We start from the raw sequence: 13,756 nt of genomic DNA on the forward strand, positions 1-13,756 counted from the left end.
GGCCGCAGGACAAGCGATGCGGTTGGCTGACCGGCCTCGGTGCAGCGCAATGGCAAAGGGATCTTGCGCAAAGGCGCGGAGGTGTCGCGCACCCCTGACGGCCTGACGCGATGAGCCGAAGACGCGCCCGAACGAACCGGGCGGCGGTTATCCGGTCACCGCGGTGCCGGCCGCCACACCCGCCGCGTTTTCTTCCGCACCGCGGGACGGCGGGTGTAGGTCACCGCATCCTCATAGGTGTCGGTGGTGGTCGTGGTCACCGCCGGCGCGCTCTGCACGACGACGGTCGTCGACGCGGCACCCGGATGATAGGCACCGCCGCGATAATAGCCGCTACCGCCGCTCGAGGTAATCACCGTCGTCGTGCCGTCCGCCGAGCGCCACGGTCCGCCACCCGGCGCATAGCCGACCGGCGGCGGCGGGGCGCGATCCGGCGCGACCGGCACGTCGCGGTAGTCGCGTCGATCGGCATAGCGCCGGTCCTCGTCGCTCCCATCGTCATATCCCCGGTCATCATAGTCCCGGTCGTCATAGCGGCGCCTGTCATAGCCACGATTGTCGCGCGCATACCCGTCGGCACGGTCGCCGTCCCAATCGATCCCCTCGCGCGTGTCGAACACCGACCCGCGCGCGTCGATCAGCACCGCGTCGTCGTAATAGCGTGCCCATTGATAGCCGGGCATCGGCCGACTGAGGCCATAGGCCTGCCAATCGCTGATGCGGAAGCGCGGCGCGATCCAGTAGATCGGCAGGGCATAGCCGCGGAACGGCCGGCGATAGCCGCTCCAGCCGCCGGGCGCATCGGCGCCGCCCGACCAGCGGCCATCGACCTTGCTGCCCCAACGGAGCTGGTGCGCATCGCCCGGCCTCGGCCCGCGTACGCCGCCGCGCGGCGCCTGCCACGGCTGGATGGTCGCCGATGACGCCCCATCCTGCCCCGGCGCGGGATAGCTTGCCCCCGCCCGCTGGCCGTCGAGGTCACGGGTCGCGACCCGCTGCGCCTCGGCACCGCCAGCGGTGCCGAGCAGCAGGCCGGCCGTCGCTATCCACCACGTCCGCATCGTCGTCTCCCTGTCGCCGCGCGGGCTACCGCGCCCGATCGTCACCGCAGCGACAGCCTATCATCACGCCCCCGCCGTCGCCAGCGCAGCGGCCGTCCCGTTCCGGATCAACGGGTTCGCTGCGCCAGCAGCGCGGCGAGCGCCTCGCAGCCGGCGGCATCCTCGGCATCGAATCGTGCCGGCTCCGGACTGTCGAGATCGAGCACGCCGATCAGCACGCCGTCACGGACGATCGGCACGACCAGTTCCGATCGGCTCGCCGCATCGCAGGCGATATGGCCGGGGAAAGCGTGGACATCCTCGACCAATTGCGTCGTCCGCGTCGCCGCGGCGGTGCCGCACACGCCCTTGCCGAGCGCGATGCGGATACAGGCCGCCTTCCCCTGAAACGGCCCGAGCACGAGTTCGTCGCCGACCAGCCGGTAGAAGCCCGCCCAATTGAGGTCCGGCAGATATTGCCAGATCAATGCCGAGGCATTGGCCATATTGGCGATGGCGTCGGGCTCGCCCGCCGTCAGCGCGTCGAGCGCCGACAGCAGATCGCGATACAGGTCGGCCTTGGAGCCGGCGGAAATGTCGAACTGGTACATGATGCGCGATGTAGGGGCGATGAGGTGGCACGTCGACTGCGGCGCACAGGCCGGCGGGCTGATAGCGGGCGGATCAAGGCGCGCCTCAATCCAGCCGCACCCGCCCGCGCCCGGCCTTCACCGAGCTGCGCCCCTTCTTCTCGTCGACCCGCCGCGCCTTGGCGGACTTGCTCGGCTTGGTCGGCCGGCGTTTCTTCGGCACGATCGTCGCGTCCTGGATCAGCGCGACCAGCCGTTCGCGCACCTCGCGCCGGTTCATTTCCTGCGACCGGTTGCTCTCGCCGCGCAGCGTCAGCACGCCGTCCTTGCTCAGCCGCGATCCTGCCAGCACGCTCATCCGCTGCTTGACCAGATCGGGCAGGTTGGGCGAACCCCAGACGTCGAAGCGCAGCAGCACCGCGCTGTCGGTGGTGTTGACGTGCTGCCCGCCCGGCCCCGACGCGCGGGTGAAGCTCTCCTCCACCTCGCGTTCGTCGATCGCGATCGATCGCGTCACCTGGATCAGCGGCACGACGCCCGCCTCAGTCGGCCGGTGGCGCCGACACAATACCCGGCCAGATCCCGAACCGCTCGGGCAGCGGCGCTTCGGCGACGATCGGGTCCTTGTTGGCGCGCGGCACGGTCAGCGCCGCGGCGTGCAGCATCATGCCGCCACGCTCGCCCGCGCCATAGACGGGATCGCCGACCACCGGCAGGCCCAGCCCGGTCGCGGCATGGACGCGGATCTGGTGCGTGCGCCCCGTCGTCGGCCGGAACTCGACGAGCGCGCGCCCATCGCGAGTCGCCAGCACGCGCCAGGCGGTGCGCGACGCCTTGCCCTTGGGGTCCTCGACGATCCGCCAGCCCTCCTCGCGCGTGCTCGTCTTTCCCAGCGTCATCTCGATCACGCCCTCGCTGTCTGCGGGCACGCCGGCGAGGATCGCGAGATAGCGCTTCTCCACCTCGCCGCGCTCGAACGCCTGCTGGAAGCGGGCATGCGCCTTGGGATTGCGCGACAGCAGCAGGCAGCCGCTGGTGTCGCGGTCGAGCCGGTGGACCGCCGTCGGCCAGCGCTGAAAGCCGAATTTCAGCGAATCGAGGTGATTCTCCAGACTGAGGGAGCCGTCGCGCGGTTTGTCGACCGGCAAGCCCGCGGGCTTGTCGATGACCAGAGCCTCGCCGTCGATGAACAATACGCGGTCGCCATGCATGAGAAACGCCTTGCCACTCCCTGCCCGTCCGCGCCAGAGGCGCGCGATGCGCCGCGCCGCTCTTCTGCTCGCCACGATGTCCCTCGCCGCCCCCGCGGCCGCGCAGGTCTGCGCCGGCGCCTCGGCGAGCATGGCGAGCGACGGGCGCGTCTACGGCCACCTGCCCTATGGCGACGCACCGCCCGACGAACTGGTGCCGGCGCCGGCCGGGTTCGCGCTCAACGGCTGCATGGTCCGCCGCGACATGATCCCCGATCTCCAGCGGCTGCTCGCCGCCGCCGAGGGCGACCCGTCGGTGATGGGCCAGTTGCACGCCTTGTCGTGCCATCGCTCCATCATCCGGCAGGCGAGCGTCTTCTGCCGCGAGCATCCCGATGCGGGCGGCGATCCCGACGCGACCCGCGCCATCTCGGTCGCACCGCCTGGCCATAGCGAGCATTCGACCGGCTATGCGCTCGACTTCGCGGTCCGCCCGGCGAACGGCTGCCCCGATGCCGAGGCGTGCATGGCGGCGACGCCCGCCGCGCGCTGGCTGGTTGCCAACGCACCGCGCTTCGGCTTCGAAATGTCCTTTCCCGGCGGCAACAAGCAGCATGTGAAGTGGGAGCCGTGGCATTGGCGCTGGGTCGGCACCAGCCCCGCCGCGCCCGGTGCGGCCCGCGCGCGCTTCATCTTCGCCAGGGCCCGCGCGCAATTCCCGGCGAATCCCGCCGTCGATCCGGTGCGCACCATCGCCAAGGTGCTGCCGATCGTCTATATCGCGACGCCGGCCTGGCCCAAGCCCGACGCGAAGAAGAAGCGCCGCCGCTGATCGCACGAGGAGGACCCATGTTCGTCGATTTCCGCGACCAGATGCCTCCGCCCCGCTGGGACCCCAAGCCGACGCCGCGCCGCCTGACCCCGCGTCAGCGCAAGACGATGGAAGTCATCGTCGGCTTCAACATCGTGATGCTGCTCGTCGCCCCGCTGGGCGGCGCCACCATCCTGCAGGCGATCACCGCGCTGCTGCGCTGACCGCCCGCGGCGATCTGCGGGCTATTGCCGGATATACCGGAAATACCACACCTCATGCCCCTGCCGCCGCGCCTTGCGTTCGTAGCGGGTCTCCGGCCAGTCGTCGGGCCGGGTGAGGAAGTCCGCCGGGGTCTGCGCGGTCCAGGCGAAGTCGCGGCGCTGGTTCATGATCATCATCGCCCAGCGGCAATAGGTCGGGTCGTCGGTGCCGAGCCGGAACTCGGCGCCCGGCTTGAGCTTGGCGGCGATCGCGTCGAGCGGGCCGTGGTTGATCATCCGCCGCTTCGCGTGGCGCGCCTTGGGCCAGGGATCGGGGTGGAGCAGATAGACGCGGCTGAGGCTGGCATCGGGCAGCCGCTCGACCACCTCGAGCGCGTCGCCCATATGAAGGCGCACGTTGGTGAGGCCGCCGTCGCGGATATGGCCGAGCGCGCCAACGACGCCGTTGAGGAACGGTTCGCAGCCGATGAAGCCCGTCTCGGGCCGCATCGTCGCCTGACCGGCGAGATGCTCGCCCGCGCCGAAGCCGATCTCCAGTTCCAGCGGCCGCGCGTCGCCGAACAGCGTCTGCGCGTCGAGCGGCCCCGCCTCCGGCACGCTCAGCGGCGCCAGCGTCTCCTCGACGAGCGCCGCCTGGCCGATGCGCAGCTTGTGCCCCTGACGACGGCCGTACAGGCGGCGGATGGTGGCGGGATCGTTCATGCTAGGCTCTGTTCTTGATGGTGCGGCGCGAACCGACCAGCGCCGTCATGTCGACCCTGTCGGTGCGCGGGGCGCCTCGACAGGCCCGGCGGGACGGGCGGGCGGGAGATGCGCCGCCCTAGAGCAGATGGCGCGCCAGGGAAACGGCGCAATCGCGCGGCGCGGGCGGAGCAAAGCGGGGCGGCGGGCCGTTGCACCGGGACATGGCCGACGATGCACCCGATGACGACGCCCTCAAGGCCGCCGACGCCAAGACGCTCCACCGCACGGTACGCGAATCCGGCGAGGACGAACTGCGCCGCCCGGCGATGCAATTGTTCTGGTCGGCGCTCGCCGCGGGGATCGCGATCAGCGTGTCGCTGCTCACCGAGGCCGCGCTGCATGCCGCCCTGCCCGACGCGCCGTGGCGCGAGCTGGTCAGCGGCCTCGGCTACCCAATCGGGTTCCTGGTCGTCATCCTCGGCCGCATGCAATTGTTCACCGAGAGCACGATCACCGCGATGCTGCCGTTGGTGACCCGGCCGTCGCGCTGGGCGCTCGGCCGGACGCTGCGGCTGTGGAGCATCGTGCTCGTCGCCAATCTGTGCGGCACCGCGCTGGCCGGGCTGGCGATCGCCACCGGCGCGATCGGCAGCGACGCGATCCGCCACGCGGCGCTGGGTATCTCGTCCACCATCACCGAGTTGTCGGCCGGACGCACCTTCGTCAACGCCATCCCCGCCGGCTTCATGATCGCGATCCTCGCCTGGGCGCTGCCCAACGCGCGCAGCCAGAGCGTGCTGGTTATCTTCGCCTTCACCTATATCCTGACGATCGCCGGCTTCAGCCATTCGATCGTCGGATCGAGCGAGGCCTTCCTGCTGCTATTCGCCGGGCAGACCGGGATCGTCCATACGCTGGCCGGGCTGATCGCGCCGGCGGTGCTCGGCAATCTGGTCGGCGGCGCCGGCATTTTCGCGGTGCTCGCGCACGCACAGGTACGCGGCGAAACGCCGCAGGGAGAAGAGCAGTGAGCAAGGCGAAGACGGCCGCCAAGACGGTCGAACGGGCGGATCGCCAGCTGACGCACGAGGCAGCGGCGAACCGCGATACGGTGCCGGTCCGCTTCGCCAGTTTCCTGGGCGAGGTCGCCGACCAGCCGCAGCTGATCACCGCCTCGATCGCGACGATGGCGGCAGGGCTGGTCGGGCGCCGCCCCGACCTCGTCCGCGGCGGCGCACGCATGCTCGCCGCGCACCTCGTCGCCACCGGGATCAAGAGCGCGATCAAACATTCGATCGACCGCACCCGCCCCGCCAAGGCGATCGACGACGGACAGCACCGCTTCGAAGCGGGCGACAGCCACGATCACGACCTCAGCTCGTTTCCCTCGGGCCACACCGCCGGCGCGGTAGCAGTGGCGCGTGCCGCCTCGCGCGAGATCGACGGGGCCGCCACGCCCGCCGCGCTCGGCGTCGCCGCCGTGGCGGCGATCCAGCCGGTCGCGGGCAACCACTACCTCTCCGACGTGCTCGTCGGCGGCGCGATCGGCTGGGCATCGGAAGCTTTGGTCGACGCCCTGTTCAACCGCCTCGTGCCGCCGCAAGGCGAAGTGATACAACCATTTGCGGGCAAGTTGCGCTAGGCTTGCCGATCCTGTCATGGTAGGTCAGCCGATACGGACGCGTTATGAGCACACCTCCCGAACCGACCCGCGAAAAGCGCAACAGCGTCATCGTCCGCGCCGCGATCCGCTTGCCCGATGGCGCGGTGAGCGAGCGGCGGGTGCGCAATCTGTCGCGCTCGGGGGCGTGCATCGACCATGACGGCGAACTCAGCACCGGCATGATGCTGCACATCGCCATGGGTCGCATCGCCGACCTCACCGGAGAGGTGGTCTGGGTCAAGGACCGGCTTGCCGGCATCCGCTTTGCCGAACCGATCGACCTCGACGAGGCCCGCAAGCCGCGCGGCGTCACCGCGGTTCCCAAAGCGGGCTGGATGGCCGAGATCAACGACGCCTATCGGCGATAAGCGCGGCGGGCGGAACGGCATCCGCCGCCCCTCGTGCCGCGCCACTGCGGATTGATGGCCATCGGAACGGCCCTTGGGCGGCGTGGATAAGGTCGGATCGCGAACCCCGTCGCCAGAAACGAAAACACCCTCCCGCGACCAGCGGCGCGGGAGGGTGTCCGAAAGGCTATCCTGATCGACGGATCAGGCGACGGCGGCCTTGAGCTGGTCGACCAGGTCCGTCTTCTCCCAGGTGAACAGGTCACCCTCGGGCTCACGGCCGAAATGGCCATAGGCCGCCGACTTCACGTAGATCGGCGCGTTGAGCTTGAGATGCTGGCGGATGCCCTTGGGCGTCAGGCGGACGAGCTGCGGCAGCACCTGCTCCAGCTTGGCCTCGTCGACCGTGCCGGTGCCATGCGTGTCGACATAGACCGACAGCGGCTCGGCGATGCCGATGGCGTAGCTGAGCTGGATCGTGCAGCGCTTGGCGAGGCCCGCGGCGACGACGTTCTTGGCGAGATAGCGTGCGACATAGGCCGCCGAGCGATCGACCTTCGTCGGGTCCTTGCCGCTGAACGCGCCGCCGCCATGCGGAGCGGCACCGCCGTAGGTATCGACGATGATCTTGCGGCCGGTGACGCCCGCGTCGCCGTCCGGGCCGCCGATCTCGAACGCGCCGGTCGGGTTGATGTAGACCTTGGTCTCGTCGGTGACGAAGCCCTCGGGCAAGGTGCTCTTGAGCACGCCGGTGACGTAATCCTTGAGCACGTCATACTTGGCGGCGTCGGCATTGTCGCCCTGCAGGCAATAGCCCGCCTTGTGCTGGGTCGAGACGACGAGGGCGACCGCACGCGTCGGCACGCCATTCTCATATTGCAGCGTCACCTGGCTCTTGGCGTCGGGCTCGAGGAACGGCGCCTTGCCCGAATGGCGATCCGCGGCCATCGTCTCGAGGATCTTGTGGCTGTAATAGAGCGTCGCCGGCATCAGGCCCGGCGTCTCGTCGGTCGCGTAGCCGAACATGATGCCCTGGTCGCCAGCGCCCTCGTCCTTGTTCGAGCCCTCGTCGACGCCCATCGCGATTTCCGCCGACTGGCCGTGCAGGTTGTTCTCGAAGGTGAAGCTTTCCCAGTGGAAGCCCGACTGTTCGTAGCCGATGCGCTTGACGGTCGCACGGACGGCGGCCTCGATCTCGGCGAGCGCGCCCTCGGCCCAGGCGCCGTTCTCGTACACGCCCTTGCAGCGGATCTCGCCCGCCAGCACGACGAGGTTGGTGGTGGTCAGCGTCTCGCAGGCGATGCGCGCCTCCGGGTCCTTGGACAGGAACAGGTCGACGATCGTGTCGCTGATCTGGTCGGCGACCTTGTCGGGATGGCCTTCGGAAACGGACTCGGACGTGAAGATATAGCTGCTGCGCATCACTGCCTCATAACGATATAAAGATGCCTTTATATGTCGCTCCTAACGCGCACGGCGGCGGATGGCAATCGCCGCCGCCGCGAAGCCGAGCGCGACGATCAGCGCCGCCCAATTCCCCAATCGGCTGAACAATGTGGGCGGCAGGGCCGGCGGCATCGGCATCTCGATCGCGCCCGCCTTCTCGTGCGGAACGGTGGCGAGCAACGTGCCGTCGGCGGCGATCACCGCCGAAATCCCGGTCGGAGTCGAGCGGACGATCGGCAGCCCCTCCTCGATCGCGCGCATCCGCGCCTGCGCGAGGTGCTGCGGCGGCCCCCAGCGCCCGAACCAGGCGTCGGTCGACGGATTGAAGAGGATCGCGGGGCGATGCGCCTCGTCGACGGTGCGGCCCGAGAAGATGATCTCGTAGCAGATCTGGAAACCGATCGCGCCGAAGCCGGGGATCGTCAGCGTCCGCGGCCCCGGACCGTCGTCGAAGTCGAAGTCGCCCGGCACCAGCCGCGCGAGGCCGAGCGGCTTGAGCAGCCACGGCACCGGCAGGTACTCGCCGAACGGCACCAGATGCGCCTTGTCGTAGCGGCCGACGATACGCGCGCGGGCATCGAGCGCGAACACCGAGTTGGACGCGCCCGCGACGTCCTCCGCGGCGTCGAAGCGCAGCGGCGTATGGCCGGTCATCAGCACGTCGCGCGGCCCCAGCAACCGGGCCAGCCGCCAGCGGTTGAACAAGGGGCTCTGCCCGTCATAGATCCAGCGCGGATAGCCGCTTTCCAGATAGTCGCGGATCACCCCCTCGGGCCACAGCACCAGCCGCGGCCGCGGTCCGGGCGTCCCCGACTGGCGGATCAGCGCGGCGAGCATCACCTCCTGATCGCCCTCGCCGCGTGCGTCCTGCCCGACATTGGGCTGTACGACGCGGAGCAGCGGGGCATCGGCGCGTGGCGGCGGCGCCTGCGTCCACAGCGCCGACAGCGCGGCGAGCGCCAGCGCCGCGGCAAGCCCCGCCGGCAACCGCCAGCGCCGCTGCGGCACGAGCAGCAGCGACACGGCGGCGAGCACCGTCACCCCCGACAGCGCATAGGTGCCGATCCACGCCGACAGCCGCGCGACGCCGATCACCGGCAGCCAGATCACGCCGATCGGGTCCCAAGCATAGCCGCTGAACACAACGCTGCGCAGATATTCGCTGGCGATCCACGCCGCCGCGAAGACCAGCGCATAGCCGGCGTCGGGCCGCTCGCGGCGGCCGAAGCGCCAGCCGATGCCGGCGGCGGCCATCGGGAAGATCGCCAGATACAGCGCCAGCCCGACCGCGGCGAAGTAGCCGAGCACCGGCGGCATCTTGTCCTGGAAGTCGAAGGCGTGCTGGAACCAGTTGTTGTTGATCGTGAAGTGCCCGACGCCCCAGCACCAGCCAAGCCACAGGGCCCGCCGCCCGCTGGCCACACGGTGGACCAGCGCGGCGAGCCCGGCGAGGCCGAGCAGGGTCAACGGCCACAACTGCAACGGCGCGAACCCGGTCGCGGCGATCGCGCCGAGCAGCAGCGCGACAAGGGCAGGACGGCGGGCGAGAAAGGCGGGCATGCGGCGCCGTGTAGCGCGCGGCAAACCCGATGTCCTCCCCCGCCGGCTTGGGGGATCGCATAGGGGTGCGCATTGTTCGCCCCGCGCTGTCCAGGACGCGCCCCGTCACCCCGGACTCGGTCCGGGTCCACCGTGCCGCAAGGGAATGGTGCCGCCGCAAGCCTTGCTCCTCGCCGCAGAGTGGACCCCGGACCCAGTCCGGGGTGACGATCGTGATGAGGACGCCGAAGGAATTGCGGTGGCGCACGCCAGCGCCCTCCCCTACCTTCGCGCCATGTCGCTGCGCCCTTTCCATCTCGCCTTCCCGGTCCACGATCTCGCCGCGGCGCGTGCCTTCTACGGCGGCGTGCTCGGCTGTCCCGAGGGGCGCTCCAGCGAGCAATGGATCGACTTCGACCTGTTCGGTCATCAGATCGTCGCGCATCTCGACCCCGCCGCCCGCGCCGTACAGGTCGCCAACGCGGTCGACGGCCACCACGTCCCCGTGCCGCATTTCGGCGTCGTCCTCACCATGGCCGACTGGCAGGCGCTCAGCGAGCGCGTCGCGGCGGCCGGCGTGACCTTCGGCATCCCCCCGCACGTCCGCTTCCGCGGCGAGGCGGGCGAGCAGGCGACGATGTTCTTTGCCGACCCTTCGGGCAACGCGCTCGAGTTCAAGGCGTTCGGGGACGATGCGATGCTGTTCGCGACGACGAAGGATCACCAATGAGCGCCCCGATCGAACTCAACATTCCCCATCAACTCGGCAAGACCGCGGTGCGCGAGCGGCTCGACGGCGGCATCGGCAAGATCGGCCGGCTGATCCCGGGCGGCGCGCAGGTCGAGCATCGCTGGGAGGGCGACACGATGCACTTCAACGTCGCCGCCATGGGCCAGACGATCGGCTGCCGCGCGACCGTATCGGACAGCAACGTCCATGCGATCGTCGACCTGCCCGGCTTCCTCGGCCTGTTCGCCGGCAAGATCCGCGACGTGATCCAGCAGGAAGCGCCGAAACTGCTGAAGTGAAACCGTGAACCCTCTCCGCCGGGCGAGGCTTTCTTCTGGCCCCGCGGCGATGAGGCTCGGCAGGGCTGCCCGAAACGATCCGTCACCCCGGACTCGTTCCGGGGTCCACCGGGCCACACGAGCGAGGTGTCACCTCCAGCCCCTCTCCTCGCCGCAGGATGGACCCCGGAACCAGTCCGGGGTGACGGTGTGGACATGGATAGCGGCGCATTCGCTTGGTGAAGACACACGCCTCCCCGTGCCGGGACGGAGTCGCCTCACCCCATGTGCCGCTTGTCGAGCTTCCGCGCCAGCGTCCGCCGGTGCATCCCCAGCCGCCGCGCCGCTTCGGAGATGTTGAAGTCCACGTCCGCCAGCGTCTGGTGGATATGCTCCCATTCCAACGTCTTGATCGAGGTCGGCGGTGCCGCGGCGATGGTCGCGCCGGCATCGCCGTCGATCCGCGCGAACGCCGCCTCGATATCGTCGGTGTTCGCCGGCTTGGTCAGGTAATTGGTCGCGCCGAGCTTGATCGCCTCGACCGCGGTCGCGATGCTGGCGAAACCGGTCAGCACCACGATCTTGATGCCCGGATCGATCGCATGGATCGCCGCGACGCAGGTCAGCCCCGACGCGCCGCCCAGCCGCAGGTCGACCACCGCATGATCGGGCTTGAAGTCGGCCACCGCCGCCTCCAGCCCGTCCGGCCCCGGCAGCATCGTCACCGCATAGCCGCGCCGCTCGAACGAGCGTCCCAGTGTACGCGCGAAATTGGCGTCGTCCTCGACGATCAGCAGCCGCCGCTCGCTCATGCCCCCTCCTCCAGCGCCAGCGCCGCCACCGGCAGGCGCAGCACCATTTCCGCGCCGCCGGCGATGTTGCGCGCCTCCAGTCCGCCGCCCAGCGTCCGCAGCACGTTGGTGGCGAGGAACAGCCCCAGCCCGGCGCCGCGCCGCTCCTTGCTGGTGTTATAGGGCTTGCCGATCCCGGCGAGCACCGCCGGCGGAAAGCCGCTGCCATTGTCGCGCACGGTCAGCACGATCGTCGCCTCGTCCACCGTGGCGATCAGCGTGATCGCCGACGCGCCCGCCTCCGCGGCATTGTCGAGCAGGTTGGTCAGCGCCTGGCCGAGCGCGCGGTCGGCGACGATCGGCCGATCCTCGCCGATCCGATCCTCGAACGTCACCGGCCCCGGCCAGACCGCGACGATGCCGGACAGGAAGCGGCGCAACGTGGTGCGCTCGGGCGCCTCGCCGGTGACCTCGCCCGCGGCGAACAGGATGCCCGAGACGATCGTCTTGCAGCGCATCACCTCGGCCTGCATCTCGTCGACCTCGGCGGCGAGGCGCGGCTCGGCGCGGATCGCCGGCTCGCTCTTCCAGTCGCCGAGCAGCACCAGGATCGACGCCAGCGGCGTCCCGAGCTCGTGCGCCGCGCCGCTGGCGAGCAGGCCCATCCGGACGATATGGTCCTCCTCGGCGGCGCGCTGGCGCATCGCGGCGAGATGCGCGTCGCGGCTGCGCAGATTGGCGGCGATGCGCGTCACGAACAATACGAGCAGCACCGCCGCCAGCACGAAATTCGCCCACAGGCCGATGACATAGACCGGCGACAGATGCGTCGCGAACCACGGCGGCAGCGCCAGCGGCGGGCTGAGCAGCGCGACCAGCGCGAGCGCCACGGCGGTCAGCCCGACCAGCGCCCAGCTCGTCCAGGCGTGGAGCAGCACCGCGCCCATCACCACCTGCAACAGGTACAGCGACACGAACGGATTGGACGCACCGCCGCTGAGATAAAGCTGCACCGACAAAGCGGCGACGTCGCAGGCGAGCGACCCGAACAGCTGGAAATTGGTCACCGGCCAATGCGGATGGCCCAGCCAGGTGATGACGTTGAGCATGACCAGCGCCGCCAGCACCACGCCCATCGCGATGATCGGCAGGCGGATGCCCAGGCCGTAATGGACGATCAGGATCGTCGCGAGCTGCCCGCCGACCGCCATCCAGCGCAACAGCACCAGCAGCCGCATGTTGCGCGCCGCGGCATCCTCGGGCGCGGGCGGCGGCAGGCGGGGCGGCTGGGTCGGCATCGCATCGATGTAGGCGCGTTTGCGGCCGAGCGCCACGCACGCAAGGCTGACGTGGGGCTCGACACAATGCCCCGAAAACCCGTCGCCCCGGACGGATTCCGGGGTCCACTGTGCGGCGAGGAGGCTGGCAGGAGGGGAAACCATGCCCCCAATGCACGATCAGGATCGTCGCGAGCTGTCCGCCGACCGCCATCCAGCGCAACAGCACCAGCAGCCGCATGGTGCGCGCCGCGGCATCCTCGGGCGCGGGCGGCGGCAGGCGGCGCGGCTAGGTTGGCATCGCATCGATGTAGGCGCATTTGCGGCCGAGCGCCACGCATGCAGGACTGATGTGGGGCTCGTCACGTTGCCCCGAAAATCCGTCACCCCGGACGGGTTCCGGGGTCCACTGTGCGGCGAGGAGGCTGGGAGGACGGGAAACCATGCCCCCGCGGCCCGGTGGACCCCGGAACCGGTCCGGGGTGACGGGACGGATGCAGAGGCGGCCCGCGCAGCGCGAGCCGCCCCCCGTCTTACTTCAGCTTCGCGGCCGTCTCGGCGATCCGCTTGCCCTGATAGCGCGCGCCGGCGAGCTCTTCCTCGTGCGGCTGGCGCGAGCCGTCACCTGCGGCGATCGTCGTCGCGCCGTAGGGCGAACCGCCGCGCACTTCGTCGACGCCCATCTGCCCCTGGAAGCCATAATCGAGGCCGACGATCGACATGCCATGATGCAGCAGGTTGGTGATGATCGAGAACAGCGTGGTCTCCTGCCCGCCATGCTGGCTGGCGGTCGAGGTGAAGGCGCCACCGACCTTGCCGATCAGCCCGCCCTTCGCCCACAGGCCACCGGTGGTGTCCCAGAAGGCCGCCATCTGGCTCGGCATGCGGCCGTAGCGCGTCGGCGCGCCGACGATGATCGCGTCATATTGCGCCAGCGCGTCGGGGCTCTCGATCACCGGGTGCGCGGTGTCGGTCTTGAAGTGCGCCGCCTTAATAACCTCTTCGGGCGCCGTCTCGGCGACGCGGCGGATGTCGACCTCGGCGCCACCGGCGCGCGCGCCTTCAGCGACGGCATCGGCCATCTGCTCGATATGGCCATAGGACGAATAGTACAGCACCAGAACCTTGGTCATCCGAACGTCTCCA

General features: G+C 69.9%; 17 protein-coding genes. 7 read left to right on the forward strand and 10 right to left on the reverse strand.

What is annotated here, in order from left to right; genetic code table 11:
- Positions 1–155: 155 nt before the first annotated feature.
- From HD841_RS16135 to HD841_RS16150, 4 genes are all read right to left on the reverse strand, one after another.
- Entirely contained in the window at positions 156–1,061 is a 906-nt protein-coding gene (locus HD841_RS16135; RefSeq protein WP_179509914.1) for an RcnB family protein, read from the reverse strand.
- Between the two features lie 107 nt (positions 1,062–1,168).
- Positions 1,169–1,651, reverse strand: a complete 483-nt coding sequence (locus HD841_RS16140; RefSeq protein ID WP_179509915.1) for a GAF domain-containing protein — start codon at positions 1,649–1,651, stop codon at positions 1,169–1,171.
- Between the two features lie 85 nt (positions 1,652–1,736).
- The gene (gene arfB, locus HD841_RS16145; protein WP_179509916.1) at positions 1,737–2,162 is read right to left on the reverse strand and encodes an alternative ribosome rescue aminoacyl-tRNA hydrolase ArfB; all 426 of its coding nucleotides are present in this window, start codon (positions 2,160–2,162) and stop codon (positions 1,737–1,739) included.
- A gap of 10 nt (positions 2,163–2,172) precedes the next feature.
- The gene (locus HD841_RS16150) at positions 2,173–2,841 is read right to left on the reverse strand and encodes an RluA family pseudouridine synthase (protein WP_179509917.1); all 669 of its coding nucleotides are present in this window, start codon (positions 2,839–2,841) and stop codon (positions 2,173–2,175) included.
- A 46-nt stretch (positions 2,842–2,887) separates the two neighbouring features.
- On the opposite strand from HD841_RS16150, the gene HD841_RS16155 reads away from it, so the two are divergent.
- Together HD841_RS16155 and HD841_RS16160 are read left to right on the forward strand one after the other, a co-directional pair.
- Positions 2,888–3,652, forward strand: coding sequence for a M15 family metallopeptidase (locus tag HD841_RS16155; RefSeq protein WP_179509918.1), 765 nt, complete (start codon positions 2,888–2,890; stop codon positions 3,650–3,652).
- A 17-nt stretch (positions 3,653–3,669) separates the two neighbouring features.
- The gene (locus HD841_RS16160; protein ID WP_179509919.1) at positions 3,670–3,855 is read left to right on the forward strand and encodes a hypothetical protein; all 186 of its coding nucleotides are present in this window, start codon (positions 3,670–3,672) and stop codon (positions 3,853–3,855) included.
- Positions 3,856–3,876: 21 nt separating this feature from the next.
- On the opposite strand, the gene trmB is transcribed toward HD841_RS16160, so the two are convergent.
- Positions 3,877–4,557 (reverse strand): tRNA (guanosine(46)-N7)-methyltransferase TrmB, encoded by a 681-nt coding sequence (trmB, locus tag HD841_RS16165; RefSeq protein WP_179509920.1) that lies wholly within the window; start codon positions 4,555–4,557, stop codon positions 3,877–3,879.
- Positions 4,558–4,760: 203 nt separating this feature from the next.
- On the opposite strand from trmB, the gene HD841_RS16170 reads away from it, so the two are divergent.
- From HD841_RS16170 to HD841_RS16180, 3 genes are read left to right on the forward strand one after another with little or no spacing between them, the layout of a single operon-like run.
- Positions 4,761–5,570: a formate/nitrite transporter family protein gene (locus HD841_RS16170; protein WP_179509921.1), complete on the forward strand. Its 810-nt coding sequence runs from the start codon at positions 4,761–4,763 to the stop codon at positions 5,568–5,570.
- Positions 5,567–6,181, forward strand: a complete 615-nt coding sequence (locus HD841_RS16175; protein ID WP_179509922.1) for a phosphatase PAP2 family protein — start codon at positions 5,567–5,569, stop codon at positions 6,179–6,181. Before HD841_RS16170 ends, HD841_RS16175 begins: the two co-directional genes overlap by 4 nt.
- A gap of 44 nt (positions 6,182–6,225) precedes the next feature.
- On the forward strand, positions 6,226–6,570 hold the full coding sequence (locus HD841_RS16180; protein ID WP_179509923.1) for a PilZ domain-containing protein: 345 nt from the start codon (positions 6,226–6,228) through the stop codon (positions 6,568–6,570).
- A gap of 183 nt (positions 6,571–6,753) precedes the next feature.
- On the opposite strand, the gene metK is transcribed toward HD841_RS16180, so the two are convergent.
- Together metK and lnt are read right to left on the reverse strand one after the other, a co-directional pair.
- A complete protein-coding gene (gene metK / locus HD841_RS16185) occupies positions 6,754–7,971 on the reverse strand; it encodes a methionine adenosyltransferase (protein ID WP_218845593.1) in 1,218 nt (405 codons plus the stop codon).
- 42 nt (positions 7,972–8,013) lie between these two features.
- Positions 8,014–9,555 carry an apolipoprotein N-acyltransferase gene (lnt, locus tag HD841_RS16190; RefSeq protein ID WP_179509925.1) on the reverse strand — a complete coding sequence of 514 codons (1,542 nt, stop codon included), beginning with the start codon at positions 9,553–9,555 and terminating at the stop codon, positions 8,014–8,016.
- 274 nt (positions 9,556–9,829) lie between these two features.
- Between lnt and HD841_RS16195 the strand changes: the two genes are divergently transcribed.
- Entirely contained in the window at positions 9,830–10,264 is a 435-nt protein-coding gene (locus HD841_RS16195; RefSeq protein WP_179509993.1) for a VOC family protein, read from the forward strand.
- Entirely contained in the window at positions 10,261–10,563 is a 303-nt protein-coding gene (locus tag HD841_RS16200) for a polyhydroxyalkanoic acid system family protein (protein WP_179509926.1), read from the forward strand. Before HD841_RS16195 ends, HD841_RS16200 begins: the two co-directional genes overlap by 4 nt.
- Positions 10,564–10,820: 257 nt before the next feature.
- Here HD841_RS16200 and HD841_RS16205 read toward each other — a convergent pair whose 3' ends face one another.
- The 3 genes from HD841_RS16205 to wrbA all read right to left on the reverse strand — a co-directional run bounded on the left by HD841_RS16205 (position 10,821) and on the right by wrbA (position 13,743).
- Entirely contained in the window at positions 10,821–11,354 is a 534-nt protein-coding gene (locus HD841_RS16205; RefSeq protein ID WP_179509927.1) for a response regulator transcription factor, read from the reverse strand.
- Positions 11,351–12,631: an ATP-binding protein gene (locus HD841_RS16210; RefSeq protein WP_179509994.1), complete on the reverse strand. Its 1,281-nt coding sequence runs from the start codon at positions 12,629–12,631 to the stop codon at positions 11,351–11,353. The genes HD841_RS16205 and HD841_RS16210 overlap by 4 nt, the downstream gene beginning before the upstream one ends.
- 512 nt (positions 12,632–13,143) lie before the next feature.
- Positions 13,144–13,743, reverse strand: coding sequence for an NAD(P)H:quinone oxidoreductase (gene wrbA / locus HD841_RS16215; RefSeq protein WP_179509928.1), 600 nt, complete (start codon positions 13,741–13,743; stop codon positions 13,144–13,146).
- Positions 13,744–13,756: the final 13 nt, after the last annotated feature.

This window comes from Sphingomonas melonis, assembly GCF_013409985.1.
Lineage (GTDB): Bacteria > Pseudomonadota > Alphaproteobacteria > Sphingomonadales > Sphingomonadaceae > Sphingomonas > Sphingomonas melonis_A.

Coding starts and splice junctions, on each gene's coding strand:
- HD841_RS16170 (WP_179509921.1), top strand. CDS start 4,761: ATGGCCGACGATGCACCCGATGACGACGCCCTCAAGGCCGCCGACGCC.
- HD841_RS16135 (WP_179509914.1), bottom strand. CDS start 1,061: ATGCGGACGTGGTGGATAGCGACGGCCGGCCTGCTGCTCGGCACCGCT.
- lnt (WP_179509925.1), bottom strand. CDS start 9,555: ATGCCCGCCTTTCTCGCCCGCCGTCCTGCCCTTGTCGCGCTGCTGCTC.
- HD841_RS16200 (WP_179509926.1), top strand. CDS start 10,261: ATGAGCGCCCCGATCGAACTCAACATTCCCCATCAACTCGGCAAGACC.
- HD841_RS16150 (WP_179509917.1), bottom strand. CDS start 2,841: ATGCATGGCGACCGCGTATTGTTCATCGACGGCGAGGCTCTGGTCATC.
- HD841_RS16180 (WP_179509923.1), top strand. CDS start 6,226: ATGAGCACACCTCCCGAACCGACCCGCGAAAAGCGCAACAGCGTCATC.
- HD841_RS16155 (WP_179509918.1), top strand. CDS start 2,888: ATGCGCCGCGCCGCTCTTCTGCTCGCCACGATGTCCCTCGCCGCCCCC.
- trmB (WP_179509920.1), bottom strand. CDS start 4,557: ATGAACGATCCCGCCACCATCCGCCGCCTGTACGGCCGTCGTCAGGGG.
- HD841_RS16160 (WP_179509919.1), top strand. CDS start 3,670: ATGTTCGTCGATTTCCGCGACCAGATGCCTCCGCCCCGCTGGGACCCC.
- wrbA (WP_179509928.1), bottom strand. CDS start 13,743: ATGACCAAGGTTCTGGTGCTGTACTATTCGTCCTATGGCCATATCGAG.
- metK (WP_218845593.1), bottom strand. CDS start 7,971: ATGCGCAGCAGCTATATCTTCACGTCCGAGTCCGTTTCCGAAGGCCAT.
- HD841_RS16210 (WP_179509994.1), bottom strand. CDS start 12,631: ATGCCGACCCAGCCGCCCCGCCTGCCGCCGCCCGCGCCCGAGGATGCC.
- HD841_RS16205 (WP_179509927.1), bottom strand. CDS start 11,354: ATGAGCGAGCGGCGGCTGCTGATCGTCGAGGACGACGCCAATTTCGCG.
- HD841_RS16195 (WP_179509993.1), top strand. CDS start 9,830: ATGTCGCTGCGCCCTTTCCATCTCGCCTTCCCGGTCCACGATCTCGCC.
- HD841_RS16140 (WP_179509915.1), bottom strand. CDS start 1,651: ATGTACCAGTTCGACATTTCCGCCGGCTCCAAGGCCGACCTGTATCGC.